Origin of the sequence: Synechococcus sp. W4D4, from assembly GCF_047716805.1 — a bacterium.
GTDB lineage: Bacteria > Cyanobacteriota > Cyanobacteriia > PCC-6307 > Cyanobiaceae > Vulcanococcus.
The window spans coordinates 2,129,977-2,147,299 of the sequence record NZ_CP180404.1; the positions used below are offsets into that span (position 1 = coordinate 2,129,977).

A 17,323-nucleotide genomic window follows, 5' to 3' on the forward strand; every position below is an offset into this window, starting at 1 on the left:
CTTTAATTCTGTGATATGGTAGCAATGTTATGCTCCAAAATGTGAAGGCAATTATTCTTGCTGGAGGTCTCGGAACTCGCCTAAGCGAGGAGACTGTTTCTCGCCCGAAGCCAATGGTGGAAATCGGGGGCATGCCTATCCTTTGGCACATAATGAAGCACTATAGCCATTTCGGCGTCAATGATTTTGTTGTTTGCTGTGGCTACAAAGGGTATGTCATTAAGGAGTATTTCGCGAATTACTTTCTTCATATGAGTGATGTCACTTTTGATATGTCACTAAATACCATGCAGGTTCACACTAGAAAAGCTGAGCCTTGGAAGGTCACCCTAGTCGACACAGGTGAGGCGACCATGACTGGTGGTCGTTTGAAGCGTGTTCGGGAGCATGTTGACGACAGTTCTTTCTTTTTGACTTATGGGGATGGCCTTTCGAGTGTCAACATTGAAGAGCTGCTTCGCTATCACAAAAATGCAGGAACCGTTGCAACTCTGACAGCAGTTCAGCCCCCAGGTCGCTTCGGGAGCCTTTCTTTTGAAAGGGGACGTGTTTTATCTTTCGAGGAGAAGCCCGCAGGTGATGGCAGCTGGATTAATGGCGGTTTCTTTGTCTTAGAGCCAGAAGTATTTGACATTATTGAGGATGATTCGACTGTATGGGAGTCTGAACCTCTTCAGCGCCTAGCAACTACTGGTCGCTTATCTGCTTTTCATCACTCCGGCTTTTGGCAGCCCATGGACACGCTACGTGATAAACAACTACTAGAAGACTTATGGACCAATGGCACCGCTCCTTGGAAGCTGTGGAAATGACTCAGTCCATCTCCTCCCTCTACCATCCCAATGACTTTTGGAAGGGCAAGCGAGTCCTCGTAACAGGGCATACAGGTTTTAAGGGTAGTTGGCTGTGCCTTTGGCTTCAACGGCTCGGGGCTGAAATCTATGGTTACTCACTTCCGGCCTCTTCCGATAGTCTCTTCACACAACTCTCGCCTGATAGCAATCAGTGTCAGAATTACTTTGCTGATGTTCGCAACGCGCCACGGATTGATCAGTGCGTTGCAGAGACCAAACCGGATGTAATCTTTCACCTCGCGGCACAACCTCTCGTACTTTCATCATACCAGCAACCTAAGGAAACCTGGGACATTAATGTAACTGGTACCATTAACCTTCTGCAGGCCACTCGTAACCTTCAACACACGTGTGCCATCGTCGTTGTTACCACTGACAAAGTCTATCTAAATCAGGAAACCACCTATTCTTACCGCGAAACAGACCCTCTTGGTGGGATTGATCCATACAGCAGCAGCAAGGCTGCCGCTGAACTCGCTGTAGCAAGTTGGAGGTCCTCATTCACGGGATCAAGTGTTAGCGGCAATCCTAATCTGCTGATCGCAACTGCGCGGGCTGGAAATGTAATAGGAGGCGGTGATTGGGCGCCAGATCGACTAATTCCAGATTTTGTACGTGCCTACTGCACGGGGTCGGTTCTAACTGTTCGCCATCCCTTCGCCACAAGGCCTTGGCAACATGTACTTGATCCTTTAAACGGTTACATTCGGCTTGCTGAAAAACTCTATAGCTCTTCTGTCTTTGCGCAAGCATTCAACTTTGGTCCCCTACCATCTGGCCAGCGAACTGTATCAGAACTCCTGCATCTGGCTAGCCTCGATCTGCCGGTACCTACGAAGTCTATTCGGTCTGACAATGCTCCTCATGAAGCAAAGCTCCTATCACTGAGTATTGATCACTCTGCCCATCTCTTAGAATGGCTACCCTATTGGGATTTCGAGCAGTCAGTCCGCCGCACCGTACGATGGTATAAAAGTGTCCTAACTAACGAGCTATCGCCGGCCGACGCCTGTTTGTTGGATCTCTCTGCTTACACATCATGTCACCCAACTCAAGTTCACTAGAGGCGCTTAAGTCTCACATCCTGGAGCTCACTGCTGAATATTCACGGTTAGCCCATTCTTCCAACAGGGCCGCAACCGACCCTCTCAAGCCAACGTGGAACAAAGGTGACCCAATACCCTATGCCGCCCGTGTCTTCAATGAAGATGAGGTAAAAGCAGCCGTTTCAACAACTCTCGACTTTTGGCTTACCCTTGGGCACGAAGGCACATGTTTTGAGGGAGAGCTATCTTCATTTCTAGGTGTTCGACATTCACTCCTCACCAATTCTGGCTCTAGCGCCAATCTACTTGCCATAACGGCCCTAACTTCATCAAAGATCTCACAAAAAAAACGTCTTAATAAGGGTGATCACGTTATTACAGTTGCGGCTGGATTCCCTACGACAGTTGCACCTATCATTCAAAATGGGGCTATACCCATCTTTCTTGACGTCAACCCAAAGACCGCCAATATAGACACGACTCAGCTTGAGTCAGCCTATTGCCCAGGTAAAACAAAAGCTGTAGTCCTGGCTCATGGCCTGGGCATACCTTTTAATATCTATGAAATACTTGGGTTCTGCCGAAAATATGACTTATGGCTTATCGAGGACAATTGTGATGCCCTAGGTAGTACTTATTCTATGCCGGTTGATCTTGCTAATAAACTTGGTGTTTTTAATAGTAGTCCTGGGCTTAAGCCGCAACCCGGCTATATCACGCGTTGGACAGGTACTTGGGGTGATATCAGCACTCAGAGCTTTTATCCTCCCCACCATATGACCATGGGTGAAGGTGGCGCAGTAAACATTGTTCAGAGCAACCTGCTTAAAAAAGTTGTTGAAAGTCTGCGAGATTGGGGTCGAGACTGCTGGTGCCCCAGTGGTGTAGACAATAGCTGCTCTAAGCGTTTCGATTGGTCTTTGGGTCAGCTTCCACAAGGATATGATCATAAATATACTTATAGCCACCTTGGTTATAACCTCAAGCCTCTCGACATTCAGGCGGCAATTGGACGTATCCAACTAACCCGTCTACCAGAATTCATTGCCGCCCGTCGAAGCAACTGGGACTATTTGCGTAAGGGTCTCAATTCATGTTCTGAGTTCCTCAGCTTTGCTCTCCCGACGCACGCTACTGCCTGGTCCCCTGATGCAGGTTTCTTTTGGGATGACACTGGATGTACAACAGATTGTTCGTGGTTCGGCTTTATGATCACTGTTAAGCCAGATGCACCTTTCACTCGTACTGACTTTGTGCGTCACCTTGACACCTCTGGTATTGGCAGCCGTATGTTCTTTGGAGGTAATCTTGTTAAACAACCAGCCTTTGTAAATCTCGCACTGCAATATCCTGATTCTTTTATCGTTCCGGCAGCTCTAACATCTTCTGACATCCTTATGAACTCTGCTGTATTTATCGGTACATACCCTGGTCTTACGTCTTCTATGCTTGATTACGAGATTGAGCAAATCAAATCTTTTGTAGAAGCGTATTGATGGAACTACGTGTCTCCGACTTTATAGCAAAACGTCTTGCATTCTTAGGCTGCACCGATGTTTATATGGTGACTGGAGGTGCATCAATGCATCTTAACGACTCCTTTCTTATTGAATTCCCCGATACTACTCATTGCCTCCATCATGAGCAAAGCTGCGCAATGGCTGCGGAAGCAGCTGCACGTCTGCAAGGCCGCCCATCAATTGTGAATGTCACAGCTGGGCCTGGATCAATTAATGCAATTAATGGTGTCTTTGGCGCATATGTAGACTCTATTCCAATGTTTGTTGTATCAGGCCAGTCCAAAAGATCTACTCTCGTCTCTTCTACTGACTGGCCTGAATTGCGCCAACTTGGCGATCAAGAAGTTGATATTGTATCCATGACTGCAAAGGTTACAAAACAATCAATAACTCTATTCGAACCCTTGTCTGTTGATTCTGTCCTTGATGAGTTATTTCTCTTATCTATTCAAGGAAGACCAGGCCCTGTATGGTTGGATGTACCAATTGATGTCCAGTCTTTCCCGCTTCCCCAATCTTTCCACTCTAAGGTCTTCGCCCCGCTTCTGAGTTCAAACCATCAGTCGCTTCCTTTGATTTCAGATGACAACCTTTCACTAATCGCAGCAAAGCTTCTTTCGGCTAAGCGTCCTTTACTGTATGTTGGGTCAGGTATTCGTTCAAGTTGCGCACACAGTCAATTCCTTGAACTTATTAATTCATTCAATATTCCGACTGTAACCTCATGGAATAGTCACGATCTCCTGTGGGACGATCACCCATCAACTTCTGGAAGGCCCGGAACTGTAGGTAACCGTGCGGGTAACTTTGCCACCCAACTTAGCGATGTTATTATTATCATTGGGTCTAGGCTTAATATTAGACAAATAAGCTATAACTGGGAGAACTTTGCACGCCAAGCATGGGTCGCTCACGTAGATTACGATGAGTTCGAATTAGAGAAGCCGACCCTCAACTTCGACGTCTCCGTCCACTGTGACTTGCCCAACTTCTGTCAAAGGCTGTGTATACAGCTCCATCAATCGCAGTCCTCCAGTCAATCTTTCTTGCGGGATCGTTCTCATATCTGGTCTTCATGGCTCAAGAATCTATCCGTTGAATATGATCCTGTCGATGAAGCGCTTCCACCTCAACCTGATGGCGTAAATCCCTATCGGTTCATTCGTGCATTGTCCCTCCGCATTCCCGAGAGAAGTACAACTGTTACTTCTGATGGTACTGCATGTGTTGTTGGATTCCAAGCCTCCGTTATCAAAGAAGGTCAGAGACTCTTTCATAACTCGGGTTGTGCGTCAATGGGCTACGAGCTTCCTGCCGCTATTGGTGCTTTCTTCGCTACCAAATCAACGATTTATTGTTTGGCCGGTGATGGTTCAATCATGATGAACCTTCAAGAGCTGGCTTATATCTCAGGCATGAAACTGCCCATTCAGATATTCCTTCTTAACAATTCAGGTTATCATTCTATTCGCCAAACTCAGGCTGCCTATTTCAACGGTCGGTCAATAGGTTGTGGTGCTGAGTCTGGTCTCCCTTTCCCTGATTTCTCGTCAATTGCTAAGGGCTTCGATCTTGCCTATTCCCGTCTTGACGACGAGAAGTTGTTGGCTGACTTCCTTGATCAAGCTCTTGCTTGCAGGACGCCTTCGCTGCATGAAATTAGGATCACCCTTGCTCAGAACTTTTCGCCCAAAGTAGCCAGTCGTCGGCTCCCTGACGGCTCTATGGTTTCCTCGGATATTTCCGATATGTCCCCTTTCCTTTCGAAGGAAGTTATTGATCGCATTTCCTCTCAGGCCCTTCTGTTGTGAGCCGTAATTATCTCTTCCTAGATCTCGATGGAACCTTAATAGACAGCCTCCCTGGCATACACCGAGCATTTTCAGAATCTGCATTGCGTCTTGGTTTACCTGTGCCAAGCGAAAACGACCTCTCGCCGCTTCTCGGCCCTCCTGTCGACCAAATATTGGCGTGTCTTTATCCCGAGTTGTGTAATCGCGTCACGTCCTCCTTCGTTTCTCTATTTAGGGAGAAGTATGACCTTCAATATTACTCTGAATTCCAGCTCTACCCTGGTGTTCATCGGTCTTTGCATCAACTTCACTCTTGTGGATACCTTTTGTCCATCGTCACTAACAAGCCTACTCATGTGAGCCGTGTCGTACTTGGGCAGGCATCGCTACTTGATCTTTTTTCTGGGGTCTATGGAGTTGATTATCCTGTTGTTATTGGGTCAAGTCCCAACACTTTCCGCTCCAAGTCTGAAGCTCTCTCTTTCGCACTAAGTGATCGGCAAGCCCGCTCGCGAAACCCAATTTATATAGGTGATACGCCCGGTGACATGAAGGCTGCAGCCAGTAACAATATTCCCTTTGCCATCTGCGAATATGGCTATTACCGCTGGCCTCCGAGTGTTGAGTCTGCTGCTTTTCGCCTAACTTCATTTGATCAAATACTCTCCCTCCTATAAAAAACCACCCACTAAGGGTGGTGTAGAAGCTGACTCTTGAATGCTCTAAAGACGATGACTTTCTTTCTCGCAGTTAACCTAGCTCTTTAGCCTTCTTGACCACGTTCTCGACGGTGAAGCCGAACTTCTCCATGAGGAGAGGACCAGGCGCGGAAGCACCGAAGCGGTCGATGGAGACGGTGTCACCTTCGAAGCCGGTGTACTTGTGCCAGCCGAAGCTGCTGGAGGCTTCGACCACCAGGCGCTTGCGGCACGCGGCGGGCAGCACGCTTTCGCGGTAGGCCGCGTCCTGTTCTTCGAACAGCTCCACGCAAGGCATGGAGACGACCCGGACGTTCTTGCCTTCAGCGCGCAGCTGGGCAGCAGCCTTGACGCAGAGGTCGAGCTCGGTACCGGTGCCGATCAGGATCAGGTCAGGGGTGCCGTTGCTGTCTTCAAGGATGTAGCCACCCTTGGCGACGTGCTCAGCCTTCGAATTGGCCTGGTTGGCCATCGCCTGACGGCTGAGGAACATCACGGTGGGGCGGTGGCGGTTGGCCACGGCCACCTTGTAGGCACCGCTGGTTTCGTTGCCGTCACCAGGGCGGATCACCAGCATGTTCGGGATCGAGCGCAGGCTGGCCAGGGTCTCGATCGGCTGGTGGGTGGGGCCGTCTTCACCCAGACCAATGGAGTCGTGGGTCAGGACGTAGATCACGCCCAGTTCGCTCAGGGCGGACAGGCGCATGGCGCCCACCATGTAGCCAGCGAAGACGCAGAAGGTGCCGCCGTAGGGAACCAGGCCGCTGCCGTGATAGGCGAGGCCGTTGAGGATGGCGCCCATGGCGTGCTCGCGCACGCCGAAGTGCAGGTAGCGGTTGCCTTCAGCACCCTTCTGGAAACCGGCCTCACCCTTGATGTCGGTGAGGTTGGAGTGGGTCAGGTCAGCGGAGCCGCCGATCAACTCAGGCAGGTTGGGGCCGATGGCATTCAGGCAGTTATAGGAATGCATCCGGGTCGCTACACCCTTGTCGTCAGCGGTGTAGCTCGGCAGGTTGGCGTCCCATCCCTGGGGCAGCTCACCGCGCAGCTGGCGCTCGAACTGGGCCGCTTCAGTGGGGTACTTGCTGCGGTAGTCGGCCAGAGTTGAGTTCCAGGCGGCTTCGGCGGCAGCGCCACGCTCAATCGCCTTGCGCCACTGGTCGTAGGACTCCTGGGGAACTTCGAATTCGCCGTAGTCCCAGCCCAGGTTCTGGCGGGTCAGAGCGGCTTCGTCAGCGCCCAGAGCCGCACCGTGCACACCCGCGGTGTTGGCCTTGTTTGGTGATCCGTAGCCGATGGTGGTGGTCACCTTGATCATCGAAGGACGATCGGTGACGGCCTTGGCTTCTTCAATCGCCTTGGCAATGGCGCCCAGGTCAGTGTTGCCGTCCGTGACGTGAATGGTGTGCCAGCCGTAGGCCTCGTAGCGCTTCAGCACATCCTCGGTGAAGGAAACGTTGGTGTTTCCGTCGATGGTGATGTGGTTGTCGTCGTAGAGAGCAATCAGCTTGCCCAGGCCCAGGTGACCGGCCAGGGAGGCGGCTTCTCCGCTCACCCCTTCCTGGTGGCAGCCGTCGCCCATGATCACGTAGGTGGTGTGATCAACGAGCGTGCAGTCGGGCTTGTTGAACTTGGCGGCCAGGTGTGCCTCGGCCATGGCCAGGCCGACGGCGTTGGCGATGCCCTGACCCAGAGGACCGGTGGTCACTTCGACGCCGGCTGTCTCGAAGGTTTCAGGGTGACCAGGGGTCTTGGAGCCCCACTGGCGGAATTGCTTGATGTCCTCGATCGTGACCGAGTCGTAGCCGCTTAGGTGCAGCAGCGCGTAGAGCAGCATGCAGCCGTGGCCGGCAGACAGCACGAAGCGGTCACGGTTGAACCACTTGGGGTTCTTGGGGTTGTGCTTGAGGAACTTGTCCCACAGCGTGTAGGCCATGGGAGCGCAACCCATGGGCAGTCCGGGGTGACCGGAGTTGCTCTTGTTGATCGCGTCGACGGCCAGGAAGCGGATGCTGTTGACGCAAAGCGTTTCGACGGAAGCGGGAGCGACGACCATGGGTTACGGGTAAGGGAAGGGTGTACGGGCGGGGAGACCGCGGGTTAGTTGAACCGGCGGAACGCCAGGCAAACGTTGTGGCCGCCGAACCCAAAGGAATTCGAGAGCACCACGTTCAGTTTGTGTTCCCGGGCCTGATTGGGAACGACATCCAGATCACAGGCAGGATCCGGATTTTGATAGTTGATCGTAGGCGGGACCACGTTGTGGCCAATCGCCAGGACCGCAGCAACGGCTTCAATGCCGCCGCTGCCGCCCAGGAGGTGACCCGTCATCGACTTGGTCGAACTCACAGGAATCTGCTTCGCCCGTTCCCCAAGCGAGGACTTGATGGCCGAGGACTCGTTGGAGTCGTTGGCCGGGGTGCTGGTGCCATGGGCGTTGACGTAATCGACCGCATCAGCCTCGATGCGGGCGTCTTCTAGGGCCAGGCGCATCGCCTCAGCACCACCCACACCTCCTGGGGTGGGTGAGGTGATGTGGTGCGCATCGCAGGTCATGCCATAGCCCACAACCTCCGCGAGGATGTTGGCGCCGCGGGCTTGGGCATGCTCCAGGCTTTCGAGGACGAGCACACCCGCTCCTTCTCCGATGACGAAGCCGTCCCGTTCCGCATCAAAGGGTCGGCTGGCCGTCGCCGGATCGTCGTTGCGGAACGACAGTGCCTTGGCACTGGCGAAGCCAGCGACCCCAAGGGGGGTAATGGCCGATTCGGCACCACCGCAAACCATGGCTTCGGCTTGACCTAGCTGGATCAGGCGGAAGGCATCGCCAATTGCATTGGAGCCTGCGGCACAGGCGGTGGCTACGGCGGTGCTGGGGCCCTTGGCGCCAATGGCGATGGCCGTCAGGCCTGTGGCCATGTTCGGGATCATCATTGGAACCGTGAAGGGGCTCACGCGCGACGGACCCTTGTCAGCCAGCACGTGGGCTTGGGTCTCCATCATCAGCAGCCCGCCCACGCCAGAACCGATTGCGGTTCCGATGCGGTGAGCGTTGCGCTCGTCAATGGTCAATCCGGCTTGGGCCACTGCCTGTTTGGCGGCAACGACCCCGAACTGACAGAACCGGTCCCAACGCTTGCTTTCTTTCGGCTCGATGTAGGCGGAGGGATTGAAATCCTTCACCTCAGCCGCAAAACGGCAGGCATGGGCAGAAGCGTCAAACAGGGTGATCGGTGCCACCCCGTTACGACCACTGCTCAGTCCTTCCCAGTAGGAAGTGACGTCATTACCAATCGGTGTGACCGCGCCAAGGCCGGTGACGACGACGCGGCGGAGACCCTCCACCATAAATTTCTTCCTCAGGCCTGCTTGTCCTGGATGTATTTGACGGCGTCGCCAACGGTGGCGATGCCCTCAGCGGCTTCGTCGGGGATCTCGATATCGAAGGCCTCTTCCAGGGCCATCACGAGTTCAACGGTGTCGAGTGAGTCAGCGCCCAGATCGTTCTGGAAGTTGGATTCAGGCTTGACCTCGCCGGCATCAACGCTCAGCTGCTCAACAACGATCGAGCGGACTTTCTCGAAGATCGCTTCCTGGGACATGGCCGGAGTGTCGGACGCCGCATCCTACGGGTAGGGCGGATTCCCTAAACGCGTATGAACAAGGGTGACGGCCGCCGGGGTCCGTGAGTTGGATCCCGTTCGGCATGAGTACTTTGGGCGTCGCGTCCAGAGACGACATGTCCCACGCTGTCAAGATTTACGACACCTGCATCGGCTGCACCCAGTGCGTTCGGGCATGCCCTCTCGATGTTCTCGAGATGGTGCCCTGGGATGGCTGTAAGGCCGGTCAGATTGCCTCCTCCCCCCGCACCGAGGATTGCGTTGGTTGCAAGCGCTGTGAGACGGCTTGTCCCACCGATTTCCTCTCCATTCGCGTCTACCTGGGAGACGAAACCACCCGCTCCATGGGCCTGGCTTACTAAGCCCAGCTCCCATAAGCTCAAGCCCGGCCCAGCCGGGCTTTTTTATTGGTTCCAGGCGCTATGTGCGGCATCGTTGCGGTGATTGGTTCGCGCGAGGCGGCACCGCTCCTGTTGGAGGGTCTGCGTCAGCTCGAATATCGGGGCTACGACTCAGCCGGCATCGCCACGGTTGCTGAGGACTCCGGCCTCACCTGTCTGCGTGCCGAGGGCAAGCTTGCCAACCTCACGGCTCGTTTTGATGCCCAAGGTGCCCAGGGGCAGTGCGGCATTGGCCATACCCGCTGGGCGACCCATGGCAAGCCAGAAGAGCGCAACGCCCACCCGCACCTCGACGGTCCGCGCCGTTTGGCGGTGGTTCAGAACGGGATCATCGAGAACTACCGGAGCTTGCGTGAAGCGCTCCAGGCCACCGGTGTGGTCTTCCGCTCAGACACCGACACCGAGGTCATCCCTCACCTCTTGAGCCAGGAGCTCGATCGCCTGGAGGCATCGGGCCAGAGCGCCTCACCTCAGCTGTTGCTTCAGGCCGTTCAGGCAGTCCTGCCGCGCCTGCACGGGGCCTATGCCCTGGCCGTGGTTTGGGCGGCCCTCCCCGGTGCCCTTGTGGTGGCCCGCAAGGCAGCGCCCTTGCTCATTGGCCTAGGCGAAGGGGAATTTCTCTGCGCCAGTGATACCCCTGCCCTGGCCGGATTCACCCGCACCATCCTGCCGATGGAAGACGGGGAAGTTGCCCTGCTGACCCCCCTTGGCATTGAGCTCTATGACCAGGCCGGAGCTCGGGTTCAGCGGGCGCCCACGCTCCTGAGCGGCAGCGACCACGTGGCGGATAAGCGCAGCTTCCGCCACTTCATGCTCAAGGAAATTCATGAGCAGCCAGAAACCGCAGCGCTTTGGGTCGCGCGCCATCTCCCGGACTCCTCAGCTCGGGTTGCTCTGCCCCTCGATGAGAGCGTCTTTGAAGGAATCGAGCGCATCCAGGTGCTTGCCTGCGGCACCAGTCGCCATGCCGCTTTGGTGGGGGCCTATCTCCTGGAGCAGTTGGCCGGGATCCCCACCAGCGTCTATTACGCCAGCGAATTCCGCTACGCCCCGCCCCCGCTCGCGGCGAACACCCTCACCATTGGGGTGACCCAGTCGGGTGAAACGGCCGACACTCTGGCGGCGCTTGCAATGGAGCAGGAGCGTCGCCGCGCCGTTGCCGATCCGGCCTTCGCGCCCCGCCTGCTTGGGATCACCAATCGCCCTGAAAGTTCCCTGGGCCGGATGGTCGATCAAATCCTCGACATCGGCGCGGGCATTGAGGTGGGTGTGGCGGCCACCAAGACCTTCCTTGGCCAGCTGCTGGCCTTCTACGGCTTGGCCATCGCCTTTGCCGAGCGCCGCTCAGGCCGGCCTGGGGTCCTTGGCGCTGAGGCCGTGCAGCAGCTGATCGCTGGGCTACGGGGGCTGCCTCAACAGCTCCGGAGCCTGGTGGATGACCACGACAGCCGCTGCGAGCAGATGGCCCACCTGTTCGCTGAGACCCAGGACGTGATCTTCCTGGGACGAGGCATCAACTACCCGATTGCCCTCGAGGGGGCCCTGAAGCTCAAGGAGATCAGCTACATCCATGCCGAGGGCTATCCCGCCGGAGAGATGAAGCACGGCCCGATCGCCCTCTTGGATGCTCGGGTGCCTGTGGTTTCGATTGCCGTTCCAGGGAGCGTCTTCGACAAGGTGCTCAGCAATGCCCAGGAGGCCAAGGCGCGGGATGCCCAGTTGGTGGGGGTGGCCCCGAACTGCCCGGACGCTGAGCTGTTCGACACCCTGCTGCCCGTGCCGGAGGTGGACGAGCTCCTGAGTCCGCTGCTGACGGTCGTGCCGATGCAGCTGCTCAGCTATCACATAGCAGCCCACCGGGGGCTGGATGTGGATCAGCCCCGCAATCTCGCCAAGAGCGTGACGGTGGAGTAGCGCCTTAAGCGCTGCGCCCGTAGAGGTCCTCGAAGCGGACGATGTCGTCTTCGCCCAAGTAGGGGCCGCTCTGGACCTCAATCATCTCTACGGGGATCTTGCCCGGGTTTGAGAGCCGGTGTTTGCAGCCCAGGGGGATGTAGGTGCTCTGGTTCTCGCCCACCAACTCCTCAATGCCGTCCTTCTCGACGACGGCGGTGCCTTGCACCACGATCCAGTGCTCAGCCCGGTGGTGGTGCATCTGCAGCGAGAGCGAGGCTCCGGGGTTCACGCTGATGCGCTTCACCTGCCAGCGGTCGCCTTCGGTGATGCCGTCGTAGGCGCCCCAGGGCCGGTAGATCTTGCGGTGGGCCTTGCTCTCCGGTGCGCCGCTTTGCTCGAGCAGCCCGACGATGCTTTTGACGTTCTGGGCCTGATCCCTTTTGGCGACGAGCACCACGTCATTGGTTTCCACCACCACCAGGTCTTCGACGCCAAGGCCCACCACCAAGCGGTGCTCACTGCGCAGATAGCAGTTGCGGCTGTTCTCGCTGATGACCCGGCCCCGCAGCACGTTGCCCTGCTCGTCCTGATCGGCGGTTTCCCAGAGGGCGCTCCAGCTGCCCACATCGCTCCAACCGGCCTGCAGCGGCAGCACGGCGCCCCGGTCGGTTCGCTCCATCACGGCCACGTCGATGGCGACGTTGGGGCACTGGGCAAAGGCGTCCGTCTCGAGGCGTTGGAAGTTCAGGTCCGAGCCGCCTTGAGCTAGGGCATTGCGGCAGGCCTGGACCACCTCAGGGGCGAGCCGCTCCAGTTCCGCCAGGATCATGCTGGCCTTGAACAGGAACATGCCGCTGTTCCAGGTGAAGCGGCCGGTGGCCAGGAAGCCTTCGGCGGTGGCGCGGTCGGGCTTCTCCACGAACCGGGCGATGGGCACAGGTTGGCCCGCATCTCCTAGGGGTTGGGCGGCTTCGATGTAGCCGTAGCCAGTCTCGGGGGCGGTGGGGACGATCCCGAAGGTCACCAGTTGGCCCGCTTGCGCGGCCTGGACACCCGCTTGGACCGTGCTGCGGAAGGCGGCGCCATCGCGAATGACGTGGTCGGCGGCCAGCACCAGCAGCAGCGGGTCATCGCCAGCGGCCATGGCCTGCAGGGCGGCAATGGCCACGGCCGGTGCGGTGTTGCGGCCCACGGGCTCCAGCAGGATCGCCGAGGGATCCACGCCGATCTGGCGCATCTGCTCGGCCACGATGAAGCGGTGGTCTTCGTTGCAGATCAGCAGAGGCGGCTGGAGATCAGCGATGCCCTCCAGGCGCTGCTGGGTCTGCTGCAGCAGGGTTTCCTCGCCTGGGCCCGCCAGGGCCCAATACTGCTTGGGATAACTGGCCCTTGATAGGGGCCAGAGGCGGGTTCCAGTCCCACCGCAAAGAATGACTGGAACCAGGGCCGCCATGGAGTGCACTCCTCTTGCACACCATTTCAAACCAAGCCCGTCAGCTTTGCTTGCGGGCTTGGTGCTGGTTTAGCTCTGTCCGTCCTCTGTTTCGTTCTCGGGTGCGGCTTTGTTGGGCTCGGCCAACTCCAGTAACCCAGGCGGTGGGGTGATGCCGATCCAGCCCTCCTGGAGCTCCACCCGGGGAACAATCGATTCGACAAAGGGGATCCAGAGGGGCTGCTTTTTGCCGTCGAGTTGCACCTCCAATAGGTCGTTGCCCGCATGGAGCAGATCTTGCACCTGGCCGATGGGGGTGCCCGTCTCCAGGAGCCGCACCTCCAGGCCCACCAGATCCAGCAGGTGGAATTCACCTCGGGCGAGTTTCGGGCGCTGATCGCTGGGGACCAGGAGTTCCTGGCCGACGCAGGCTTCGGCGCTGCTGCGGTCGTTGATGCCCTCGATCCTGATGACAAACAGCTCCTTGCCAGGAAGTTGCCGGCCTGAGAGCAGCTGAATTTCTTGAGGTTCCGCTGCGGGTCCACGCTTTTGGGCTGGAGCGCGCATCCAGCGGGGTCCGGCCTTGGTGAAGCGTTCGGGGAAATCGCTCAGGGGATTGACGCGCAGTTCGCCGCGCAGTCCTTGGGCGGCAACGATCTTTCCGACCACCAGCAGCTCGGGTTGTTGCTCCATCAGCCCAAGGGCCACACCTCAGCCTCGATAATGATCGGGCGACTGGGCCTTCCTATGGCTGATTCCCTGCCGATCCTGCCCGGCTCCACCGTGGTTGTGCGTGATGGGCGCTCCATCTACAACGGCTATCAGGGCTTTGTGCAGCGCATCAGCGGTAGCAACGCTGCTGTGCTGTTTGAAGGCGGTAACTGGGACAAGCTTGTCACCATGCCCCTCAAGATCCTCGAGCAAGCCTGAGGCTGGCCAGTGCAGCGCGGGCTGCCTCCTGTTCGGCCTGCCGGCGGGACCGGCCCCAGCCATCGCCCAGGGTCTTCTCTTCCAGGTTCACTCGGCAGTGGAAGCGCCGCGGATCGGCGTGGATCTGACTGATCTCTTGGCAGCGGTAATCCGGTAGGCCGCGTTTTTGGCCCTGGCTCCATTCCTGCAGCGCTGATTTCCAGTTGTGCAGGTGGGGATCGGCTTCAAAAGCCTTTGCGGTTCTTTGCCAGTGGGGGGTCAGCCAAAGCAGCACCGGCCTGAGGTCGCCCCAAATGCGATAAAGCGCCCCGATGCAGGCTTCACAGGCTTCGGCCCTCAGGGTGGCCTGGGCACTGGCATCTCCTGCTGCCGTTGGACCCATGCGTAAGACGGCGTCGATGCCCACCGTCTGGCCGAGTTCTGCAAGCCATCGGTCGCTGACCAGTTGGGCCCGCAGAGCTGAGCTCTGCCCAACGCTCAAGTGGGGGTAGTGCTGCTCGAGGAATTCCGAGGCCGCCAGCCGCAGCACGGCGTCCCCAAGAAATTCCAGTTTTTCGTGGTTGACGCTGAGCCCGGCGGAGGTGTGGGTGAGGGCCTCATCCAGTCGCTTGAGGTCCATGCCGGCCTGGGGTGTGAGCCCCAGACCCTCGATGAACTGCAGCAATTGGGCGTGGCGTTCAGCGTTCATTGGGGTGAAAGCAGGACGTAAGCCGGGTTCTGTTCTCCTCTCCGAAGAAAGGGGGCGATCATCTGTCTGGGACCACCGTTACCGGTGGCCTCAAGCGGCGCAAGAAAAGCGGAACGGGTGTCATGGCCAACCCTTGTTCCTAGGCCTTGCTCCCAGCCGGGGTTTACCGAGCCAGCACCTCTCGATGCTGCTGGTGCGCTCTTACCGCACCTTTGCACCCTTGCCTGATCCCCGAGGGGCCATCGGCGGTGTGTTTCTGTGGCACTCTCCTCACGGTCACCCGCACTGGGCGTTACCCAGCAAGCCTGGCCATTGGGGAGCCCGGACTTTCCTCAACCGGTCCGTTCCACCAGCCCGAGGGCTTGGGCGTCTCCCGGTCGCGATCACCTCGCCTGCTTTCAAACCCCATAATGGCGACCTGGGGGGCTGTAGCTCAGCCGGATAGAGCGACGGTTTCCTAAACCGTAGGTCGTGGGTTCGAGTCCCGCCAGCCCCGTCTTCGATGCGCGCAGGGGTAGTCACCGCTACCGGTAGTGGCGTGCTGGACGTTGCCACTACCGCTAGCGTGTATGCAATCGCCACATCGCCATGGCACAGCTGCATGATCTCAGGCTGCGGCTACTGGTGCAACAGGAGAGCGAGCGGATCGTCAACAGCCTTCCCGACGGCCTAGACCTCTCTGTGATCCAGGCCCGCTGCCTCTGCTGGTTGGCCCTGTTGGCTGAGGCCCACGAGGACAGCGCCAACGAGGCGGTCCATGAAGGCGACACCGATCAGGCCATGGCCTGGTTCGCCGATTCGATGCGCCTGCGCGATGTGATCCAGGTGGTCAGCTCGATTGAGATTCCGATTCCCGGAGCCACTGAAGACTCAAGCGAGCCCGGCGATTCTCTTGCGGCCTAAGCCAACAAATTCAGATTCCCTTTATTTCTGAGTCAACCTGGTGTCATGATGTGATTTGACCAACGAAGGGACCGCGGTGCCGGAAGAGCCCTGCCAATGCCCTGACTGTCAGCGGTTCTACCGGGAACACGACCGGTTGATTCGGGAGAATCCCACGCTGCGTCAGCAACAGGAGCTCAGCTGGGCTGCTCTGCAGTCATTTCGCACCCTGGCTGGTCGGGTCCTTGAGGATCTCCAGAAATCCACTCCTGACTCCGACGCCCAGTCCGCCCCTGCTGCGGCCGCTGCTGGCGCCGCTCCCCAGGAAGCTTCGGCCCACGATGCGCTCCAGCAGGCCGTTAACGATCTCGAGAACATCAACGCTCACCTCTTCTCCATCGAGGCCCTCATGGAGCGGATCTTTGATGTGCGCGTTCCTGAGCCTGTGGAACACAAGTTCCGTGAGATTGCCGGCGAGCTCGCTCCCGATCCGCTCAATGCCGATCGCCTGCGTCTGAACCGCTTGTTGCACCAAACCCCCGATCTTCCCGATCGCTGATCAGCCTGGCGATCATTCCCTCCTCATCGGCAAGAATCTGAAGCCATTGGGGCGTCCCAAGCCAGGACATCTCGTCTTTTAGTTGCTCAAGCAGCTCGCTGTCATTGGATCCAATTCCCCCTGTCAGCGCAATCTGATCGACACCCCCCAGGCTGGACGTCATCGCCGCGATCCCCGCTTTTAGGCGGTGCAGGAAGACTTGAATCGCGAGTTGGGCACCCCTGTGCCCTTGAGCGGCCGCCCCTCGGAGTTCTTTCCAGTCACCGTTTAGGCCAGAGAGGCCAGCGAGGCCGCTGTGGTGGTTGAGCATGTCGTCCACTGCTCTGACTCCCATGCCGTTGTGGAGCAGGGCCAGCAGTAAGCCTGGGTCGATCGAGCCGCTGCGGGTGGCCATCACCAGCCCTTCCATCGGTGTGAAACCCATGGAGGTGTCGATGCATTGGCCTTCGGTGATGGCGGCCACGGAGCAGCCGGCACCGAGGTGAACGCTGATCAGCCGCGGCCCAGGCGCCAGTTGGGACACGTGTTGGTGGTTGATCCCATGGAAGCCGAAGCGGCGGTAGCCCTGGCTCCGCAGCTCTTGGGGGATGGCGTAGCTGTAGGCCGCCTCCGGCAGGGTGGCGTGAAAGGCGGTGTCAAAGCAGGCCCATTGCGGCAGGTCGGGCCGCTGCTGCTGCAGCCACCGAATCGCGGCGAGGGCCGGCGGATTGTGCAGCGGTGCCAGTGGGCTCAAGGCCTCCAGCTCAGGCAGGGTCGAGGGGGTGATCGGTGTCGGCGCCCGGAAGCGCTCACCGCCATGGACCACCCGGTGGCCAGCTCGCGAGATCTGACTCCACCAGGGAGCCAGTGCTGGGCCGAGCCATGTATCCAAGTCCCCGGGGAGTTTCACCCCCGAACGGGAGGCATTCCAGAGTCGCTCGGTTCCCGATGTGTCAAAGACAGCCGCCTTGAGGCTGGAGCTGCCCACGTTGAGCACCAGGATCGCCATGGCGACGCTGGAT

The 17,323-nt window shown here is 57.9% G+C and carries 17 protein-coding genes, 1 tRNA gene and 1 other RNA gene; 11 read left to right on the forward strand and 8 right to left on the reverse strand.

Annotation, left to right across the window (positions count from 1 at the left end; all coding sequences use genetic code 11):
* Positions 1-41 precede the first annotated feature (41 nt).
* The 5 genes from rfbF to ACLM42_RS11720 are packed head-to-tail and all read left to right on the forward strand — an operon-like array spanning position 42 to position 5,890.
* Positions 42-812, forward strand: a complete 771-nt coding sequence (rfbF, locus tag ACLM42_RS11700; RefSeq protein ID WP_415400179.1) for a glucose-1-phosphate cytidylyltransferase — start codon at positions 42-44, stop codon at positions 810-812.
* Entirely contained in the window at positions 809-1,918 is a 1,110-nt protein-coding gene (rfbG, locus tag ACLM42_RS11705; RefSeq protein WP_415399215.1) for a CDP-glucose 4,6-dehydratase, read from the forward strand. Before rfbF ends, rfbG begins: the two co-directional genes overlap by 4 nt.
* Positions 1,894-3,396 (forward strand): lipopolysaccharide biosynthesis protein RfbH, encoded by a 1,503-nt coding sequence (rfbH, locus tag ACLM42_RS11710; protein WP_415399216.1) that lies wholly within the window; start codon positions 1,894-1,896, stop codon positions 3,394-3,396. Before rfbG ends, rfbH begins: the two co-directional genes overlap by 25 nt.
* On the forward strand, positions 3,396-5,231 hold the full coding sequence (locus tag ACLM42_RS11715) for a thiamine pyrophosphate-binding protein (protein WP_415399217.1): 1,836 nt from the start codon (positions 3,396-3,398) through the stop codon (positions 5,229-5,231). The genes rfbH and ACLM42_RS11715 overlap by 1 nt, the downstream gene beginning before the upstream one ends.
* The gene (locus ACLM42_RS11720; RefSeq protein ID WP_415399218.1) at positions 5,228-5,890 is read left to right on the forward strand and encodes an HAD family hydrolase; all 663 of its coding nucleotides are present in this window, start codon (positions 5,228-5,230) and stop codon (positions 5,888-5,890) included. Before ACLM42_RS11715 ends, ACLM42_RS11720 begins: the two co-directional genes overlap by 4 nt.
* A gap of 73 nt (positions 5,891-5,963) precedes the next feature.
* Here ACLM42_RS11720 and tkt read toward each other — a convergent pair whose 3' ends face one another.
* From tkt to acpP, 3 genes are read right to left on the reverse strand one after another with little or no spacing between them, the layout of a single operon-like run.
* Positions 5,964-7,967, reverse strand: a complete 2,004-nt coding sequence (gene tkt / locus ACLM42_RS11725; protein ID WP_415399219.1) for a transketolase — start codon at positions 7,965-7,967, stop codon at positions 5,964-5,966.
* Between the two features lie 44 nt (positions 7,968-8,011).
* The gene (fabF, locus tag ACLM42_RS11730; RefSeq protein WP_415399220.1) at positions 8,012-9,259 is read right to left on the reverse strand and encodes a beta-ketoacyl-ACP synthase II; all 1,248 of its coding nucleotides are present in this window, start codon (positions 9,257-9,259) and stop codon (positions 8,012-8,014) included.
* An 11-nt stretch (positions 9,260-9,270) separates the two neighbouring features.
* The gene (gene acpP / locus ACLM42_RS11735; protein WP_010312348.1) at positions 9,271-9,513 is read right to left on the reverse strand and encodes an acyl carrier protein; all 243 of its coding nucleotides are present in this window, start codon (positions 9,511-9,513) and stop codon (positions 9,271-9,273) included.
* A gap of 137 nt (positions 9,514-9,650) precedes the next feature.
* Here acpP and psaC point away from each other — a divergent pair, with 137 nt between their 5' ends.
* Together psaC and glmS are read left to right on the forward strand one after the other, a co-directional pair.
* On the forward strand, positions 9,651-9,896 hold the full coding sequence (psaC, locus tag ACLM42_RS11740) for a photosystem I iron-sulfur center protein PsaC (protein ID WP_006850103.1): 246 nt from the start codon (positions 9,651-9,653) through the stop codon (positions 9,894-9,896).
* A 60-nt stretch (positions 9,897-9,956) separates the two neighbouring features.
* A complete protein-coding gene (glmS, locus tag ACLM42_RS11745; RefSeq protein WP_415400180.1) occupies positions 9,957-11,849 on the forward strand; it encodes a glutamine--fructose-6-phosphate transaminase (isomerizing) in 1,893 nt (630 codons plus the stop codon).
* A 4-nt stretch (positions 11,850-11,853) separates the two neighbouring features.
* On the opposite strand, the gene ACLM42_RS11750 is transcribed toward glmS, so the two are convergent.
* Both ACLM42_RS11750 and rimM read right to left on the reverse strand, forming a co-directional pair.
* Entirely contained in the window at positions 11,854-13,284 is a 1,431-nt protein-coding gene (locus tag ACLM42_RS11750) for a mannose-1-phosphate guanylyltransferase/mannose-6-phosphate isomerase (protein WP_415399221.1), read from the reverse strand.
* A gap of 69 nt (positions 13,285-13,353) precedes the next feature.
* The gene (rimM, locus tag ACLM42_RS11755; protein ID WP_415399222.1) at positions 13,354-13,956 is read right to left on the reverse strand and encodes a ribosome maturation factor RimM; all 603 of its coding nucleotides are present in this window, start codon (positions 13,954-13,956) and stop codon (positions 13,354-13,356) included.
* A 54-nt stretch (positions 13,957-14,010) separates the two neighbouring features.
* On the opposite strand from rimM, the gene ACLM42_RS11760 reads away from it, so the two are divergent.
* Complete coding sequence (locus tag ACLM42_RS11760; RefSeq protein ID WP_010314017.1) at positions 14,011-14,193, forward strand: NAD(P)H dehydrogenase subunit NdhS; 183 nt, start codon at positions 14,011-14,013, stop codon at positions 14,191-14,193.
* On the opposite strand, the gene rnc is transcribed toward ACLM42_RS11760, so the two are convergent.
* Entirely contained in the window at positions 14,171-14,881 is a 711-nt protein-coding gene (gene rnc / locus ACLM42_RS11765) for a ribonuclease III (RefSeq protein ID WP_415399223.1), read from the reverse strand. The two genes, ACLM42_RS11760 and rnc, sit on opposite strands and share 23 nt — an antisense overlap.
* 2 nt (positions 14,882-14,883) lie before the next feature.
* Positions 14,884-15,281: RNase P RNA component class A (gene rnpB, locus ACLM42_RS11770), an RNA gene on the reverse strand.
* 22 nt (positions 15,282-15,303) lie between these two features.
* On the opposite strand from rnpB, the gene ACLM42_RS11775 reads away from it, so the two are divergent.
* The 3 genes from ACLM42_RS11775 (at position 15,304) to ACLM42_RS11785 (ending at position 16,322) form a co-directional block, all read left to right on the forward strand.
* Positions 15,304-15,377 (forward strand) — tRNA-Arg (locus ACLM42_RS11775).
* 92 nt (positions 15,378-15,469) lie between these two features.
* Positions 15,470-15,784, forward strand: coding sequence for a hypothetical protein (locus ACLM42_RS11780; protein WP_415399224.1), 315 nt, complete (start codon positions 15,470-15,472; stop codon positions 15,782-15,784).
* Positions 15,785-15,860: 76 nt separating this feature from the next.
* Complete coding sequence (locus ACLM42_RS11785; protein ID WP_415400181.1) at positions 15,861-16,322, forward strand: hypothetical protein; 462 nt, start codon at positions 15,861-15,863, stop codon at positions 16,320-16,322.
* Here the strand turns inward: ACLM42_RS11785 and ACLM42_RS11790 are convergent.
* Positions 16,258-17,310 carry an acetate/propionate family kinase gene (locus ACLM42_RS11790; RefSeq protein WP_415399225.1) on the reverse strand — a complete coding sequence of 351 codons (1,053 nt, stop codon included), beginning with the start codon at positions 17,308-17,310 and terminating at the stop codon, positions 16,258-16,260. The two genes, ACLM42_RS11785 and ACLM42_RS11790, sit on opposite strands and share 65 nt — an antisense overlap.
* Positions 17,311-17,323 lie beyond the last annotated feature (13 nt).

Coding starts and splice junctions, on each gene's coding strand:
- rfbG (WP_415399215.1), top strand. CDS start 809: ATGACTCAGTCCATCTCCTCCCTCTACCATCCCAATGACTTTTGGAAG.
- rfbH (WP_415399216.1), top strand. CDS start 1,894: ATGTCACCCAACTCAAGTTCACTAGAGGCGCTTAAGTCTCACATCCTG.
- ACLM42_RS11715 (WP_415399217.1), top strand. CDS start 3,396: ATGGAACTACGTGTCTCCGACTTTATAGCAAAACGTCTTGCATTCTTA.
- tkt (WP_415399219.1), bottom strand. CDS start 7,967: ATGGTCGTCGCTCCCGCTTCCGTCGAAACGCTTTGCGTCAACAGCATC.
- fabF (WP_415399220.1), bottom strand. CDS start 9,259: ATGGTGGAGGGTCTCCGCCGCGTCGTCGTCACCGGCCTTGGCGCGGTC.
- acpP (WP_010312348.1), bottom strand. CDS start 9,513: ATGTCCCAGGAAGCGATCTTCGAGAAAGTCCGCTCGATCGTTGTTGAG.
- psaC (WP_006850103.1), top strand. CDS start 9,651: ATGTCCCACGCTGTCAAGATTTACGACACCTGCATCGGCTGCACCCAG.
- glmS (WP_415400180.1), top strand. CDS start 9,957: ATGTGCGGCATCGTTGCGGTGATTGGTTCGCGCGAGGCGGCACCGCTC.
- ACLM42_RS11750 (WP_415399221.1), bottom strand. CDS start 13,284: ATGGCGGCCCTGGTTCCAGTCATTCTTTGCGGTGGGACTGGAACCCGC.
- rimM (WP_415399222.1), bottom strand. CDS start 13,956: ATGGAGCAACAACCCGAGCTGCTGGTGGTCGGAAAGATCGTTGCCGCC.
- ACLM42_RS11760 (WP_010314017.1), top strand. CDS start 14,011: ATGGCTGATTCCCTGCCGATCCTGCCCGGCTCCACCGTGGTTGTGCGT.
- rnc (WP_415399223.1), bottom strand. CDS start 14,881: ATGAACGCTGAACGCCACGCCCAATTGCTGCAGTTCATCGAGGGTCTG.
- ACLM42_RS11780 (WP_415399224.1), top strand. CDS start 15,470: ATGGCACAGCTGCATGATCTCAGGCTGCGGCTACTGGTGCAACAGGAG.
- ACLM42_RS11790 (WP_415399225.1), bottom strand. CDS start 17,310: ATGGCGATCCTGGTGCTCAACGTGGGCAGCTCCAGCCTCAAGGCGGCT.